Below are 4,713 nucleotides of genomic sequence, written 5' to 3'. Positions count from 1 at the left end.
TACTAGATCTTTCTGTAGACAGTCCTGCTGCCAAAGCCGCCAAAGCTGGGGGTTGGACTGTACCCCTCAGCTATCAACCCGTTGAAGAACTATTTATCAACTTGGGTTTACCCCCCTACGATGGATTGAAGCAACTGACCCTAGAAGATTTGATCCTCAACTATTTATGGTTGTGGTTGAGTATTTTGGGGGTTATTTTTGGCTTGGCAGGATATGCAGTTTATTCTCAAAGACAATCGATTATTCAACAGAAACAAAACCAAGCATCTCTGAACGAACTCAACAAGTCTCTAGAACAAAGTGCTGCGGAACAAAAGCAACAAAGGGAAGAACTAGAGCAAGCGGTAGTTGGGTTGATGGAAGCCCTAGAGCCAGCAGCAGAAGGAGATCTTACCGTTCGCGCGAGCCTATCAGAAGGGGATGTAGGTATCATCGCCGATTTATTTAACGCGATTGTAGAAAACTTGCGAGATATTGCCCTCCAAGTAAAAGATTCTGCAGGGGAAGTAGGTTCTTCCCTAAAAGAAAACCAAGGTTCGGTAAGGGAAATTGCCGAACAAGCAGCAGTAGAGGCAGAACAAATTCAAGCAACTCTATCATCCGTAGAGCAGATGTCTACCTCAATTAAAGATGTGGCAACTAACGCCGAAAAAACTGCTACGATCTCCAACGATGCTTATGTCAGCGCGCAAGAAGGAAATACAGTCATGGATCGCACGGTAGATAGTATTCAAGGCTTGCGATCTACCATTGGCGATACGGCGAAGAAAATTAAACGTCTAGGGGAATCGGCACAACAAATTTCTCAGGTAGTTGCCCTAATTGATGAAATCGCTCTTAAAACCAACTTACTCGCCATTAACGCTTCGGTAGAGGCTGCCCGTGCGGGAGAACTAGGTCAAGGTTTCACGGCGGTTGCGGAACAAGTGGGTGCTCTAGCAGAACAATCTGCCACTGCCACCAAAGAAATCGCCTTGCTGATTACGGGGATTCAACAGGAAACCCAAGAAGTTGTGGCAGCTATGGAAACAGGTACTAGTCAGGTGGTCGATAGTACTCGTTTGGTAGAACAAACCAAAATTAGTTTGAGTGCGGTATTAACTAAGTCTCAAGAAATTGACAAGCTGATGAAATCTATTTCTGAAGCTACGATCTCCCAGGCACAAACTTCTCAGGCTGTTACTGAAGTCATGATGCTCAATAGTAAAAGCTCTCAAGAACGTTCTGAGTCTTCGAGTCAGGTGGCTCAAGCAATTGAAAATACCACAAGTATTTTGACACAACTACAAGAATCAGTAGCCCAATTTAAAGTCAACGAAGCCGAAGAAGCAGAAGCGGTGTAAACCATCGATCGCTGAGAACTAAAAACTAACCACTAACCAACAACCACTAATAATGGATACGGATTTTCAGGTAAGACTCGACTTTTTAGAAGAAGCAGAGGACTATTTTAATAGTTTAGAATCCCTTTTAATGGACTTGGATACTCAAGGGGCAGAGCCAAGTTTATTAGACTCTGCCATGCGTGCCGCTCACTCTTTAAAAGGTGGTGCTGCCATGATGCGTTTTGAACCTTTGAGTAAAATAGCTCATCGTCTAGAAGACTTTCTGAAAATTTTGCGAGTACGCAAAGACGACAGTTTAGTCGATCGCGAAATCACGACTTTGCTCTTAAAAGGGGTTGACTGTCTCAGGGAAGCTAGAGATCTTCACCGAGAACAAGTCGAAATAGATGAAACTTGGTTCGCCAATCATAGCGATCCTGTTTTCGAGCGTTTGCGCTCTAGGCTGGGAGATCTCAAACAAGAGGATGAAGATCTTCTACTAGCAGAAGAAGAACAAGTTGATGTTTCCAGCTTGATTTTCCAAAGTGGTGTAGAAGATTGCTTGACCGCTTTTGAGTCTCAAATAGAGGAACTAGAGCCAGCCAATCTTAAACAAGAGCTAGGTATTCAAGCAGAACAACTGGCTGAATTCGGTCAAATGAGTCAGATCGAGGCATTTGTCAGTCTTTGTCAGTCTGTTTTAGCAGAACTAGAGCAAGTATCTTTAGAAAATGTTCGAGAATTGGCTAGAGAAGCTTTTAAACTTTGGGAGCGATCCCATGCCCTAGTATTGGTTGGTAGACTTGATAAGTTACCCACTAGTATTAGTGGTGCTAGTCCGAACCCAACTGGTTCGCCAAATATCTCTAGCCCGAACATTAGGGATTTATTAAATGCAGAAGAATTAACCGAAATTCAAAACTTTGCGGCTCAAGAATTAGCCTCCGATCTGCCAGCAGAAGGAATGGATTTAGACGAACTGACTCCCAGTGCAGAAGAGGTATCCCAACTAGATGCTGCTTTCCTTTCCCCCGATAATTTTGATGCCCTTGCTGGAGAAAACCCATCCCCTGCCGAGGCAATAAATCTCGACGAGTTTGCCCCAGATTCGGGGGAATTATCCGAGTTAAACGAAGCATTTAATTCTATAGATACTCCCGAAACATCTGCCGCAGCGATCGATCTAGATGAATTAACTCTCGATCCAGCAGAACTATCGGAACTTAACAACGCCTTTAGCGAAATAGAAGTCGATCCGATTGAATCAGATGCTCCAATCCCATCTCCAGTCGAAGAAAGTGCCCCACCAGAAGTGGCGATTGCATCTCCATCAGCCAAAGAATCGACCAGAATGGTGCGAGTCCCTGCAGAAAGACTAGAAAATCTGAATAACCTTTCTAGTAAATTGATTTTAGAACGTAATGCTGCAATTTTGCGTCTCAATCAACTGCAAAACTATGTCACCCTAACTAGAGATAGAATGCGCCGTCTGGAACAGTCGAGCAATCGACTGCGTAAGCTTTATGATTGGGCATCTTTGGAGGGGATGATTCCCGCAACTCAATCGGAAGCAGTTGCCGTTAATGGAGCTTGGTCAGCGGTATCTAGTTCTACAGGGGATGCTGATAGTGAAAAATTTGATGCTTTAGAAATGGATCGCTATAGCGATTTACACCTCTTATCTCAAGAGCAAATGGAAACTATCGTTCAATTACAAGAGGTAACCGCAGATATTGACCTGGGTATTCGAGAAATGGGTCAAGTAATTCGTAACTTTAGTTATACCACCCAAGATCTGCAACAGAACGTGACGCGATCGCAAATGCGTCCTTTTGGCGAGTTGGTAGCCCGTTTTCCGCGACTAATTCGGGATTTATCTTCGCGACATAATAAACAAGCCAACTTGGTTATCGAAGGTAAAACCACCTATATCGATCGCCAAGCTTTTGAATCTTTAGGCGATCCTCTTACTCATCTTTTGCGTAATGCTTTCGATCATGGTTTAGAGGATCGAGAAACTCGTTTGCAGGCGGGTAAATCAGCCGAGGGTACAATTGTTCTTAGTGCCAGACAACAAGGTAACCGTACCATCGTCACCATTACTGACGATGGAGGTGGTATTAATTCCGCCAAAATTCGCGATCGCTTGATGAAGTTGGGATTTTCTCAAACTCAGGTCAATGAAATTTCCGAAGCTGATGTTTTGGATGCTATTTTTGAACCTGGATTTAGTACTGCCGAGCGAGTTACCGAACTATCGGGGCGTGGTGTCGGGATGGATGTAGTTCGTTCTAATTTGGAACAAATTCGCGGTGATATTCAAGTTCAAACCGAATTAGGCAAAGGAACTACTTTCACAATTTCTGTTCCTCTATCTTTATTGGTATTGAGAGTTGTAATTGTGGAAGCTGTGGGGCTAGTTTTTGCCATACCCGTTAACAGTATCAAAGAGATTGTCAGTTACGATCGGGAACTAGTTCTCGAACAAGAAGGAAAAGAGCAAATGATTTGGGGCGATCGATCTATCCCTCTATTACATTTGGATAAATATCTCAAATTTCAACGTCCTCATAAATCCTTTGAAATGGAAGGCAATCCTAAAATTGCTACCCCAACTGTCTTGATTTTTGAAGATAATGCTCAACTGCAAGGAATTTATCTAGAGAAATATTGGAACGAGCAAGAAGTAGCTATTAGAACGGTCAAAACTTCTATCCCGCTTTTCTCTGGTTTTAATGGTTCTACAGTGCTGGGGGATGGTCGAGTTATTCCGTTAATCGAACCCGTTGCCTTGAGTAAAGGTATTGCCAAGCAACAGCGTGCTTCTTTCTCTACCCTGACAGAAATCCCTGAAGAAAATAATTCTTCTAGCTTTGTTTTCCCCTCCAAGTTGGAAAACTCTACCGTTCTAATTATCGATGATTCGGTGAACGTCCGACGTTATCTAGCAGGAATCTTAGAACGTAATGGCTATCAAGTAGAAGAAGCCAAAGACGGTCAAGATGCAGTAGATCGACTGATGGCAGGTTTACAGGTGCAAGCCATGATTTGTGACGTAGAAATGCCTCGCTTAGATGGTTATGGAGTACTGACAGAAGTCAAAGCAGAACCCAGTTTAGAGCATATCCCCATTGCTATGCTGACTTCTCGCAGTAATGATAAGCACCGCAAACTAGCCATGAAGTTAGGGGCATCGGCATATTTCCACAAACCGTTCAACGAACAAGAAATGTTAGATACTTTGGCAAATTTAATTGCTAGTGTTTAACTTCCTTTACCACCTTAGCTAGAGCGATATCTAAAATTTTATGTCCTTCTCGAACGTTCTCTATCTGAGATAAACGATCTCTTAATTCAGCTGCGCCAGGAAAATTTTTGCAATACCAAG

2 protein-coding genes are annotated in these 4,713 nt (G+C 43.1%); both read left to right on the top strand.

The window, feature by feature from the left end:
• A partial coding sequence (locus AC33VI_RS23095) for a methyl-accepting chemotaxis protein (protein WP_491784608.1) occupies window positions 1–1,343 on the top strand: 1,343 nt, incomplete at its 5' end.
• 52 nt (window positions 1,344–1,395) lie between these two features.
• Window positions 1,396–4,593, top strand: a complete 3,198-nt coding sequence (locus tag AC33VI_RS23090) for a hybrid sensor histidine kinase/response regulator (RefSeq protein ID WP_491784607.1) — start codon at window positions 1,396–1,398, stop codon at window positions 4,591–4,593.
• The last annotated feature ends 120 nt before the right edge of the window (window positions 4,594–4,713 follow it).

It is taken from the genome of Waterburya sp., assembly GCF_058530065.1.
The sequence above is the reverse complement of the archived record's forward strand: the minus strand, read 5'-3'. Positions and strand labels throughout refer to the sequence as shown.

Bases quoted from the DNA above. Each gene is read 5' to 3' on its own strand.
- AC33VI_RS23090 (WP_491784607.1), top strand. From the start codon at position 1,396: ATGGATACGGATTTTCAGGTAAGACTCGACTTTTTAGAAGAAGCAGAG.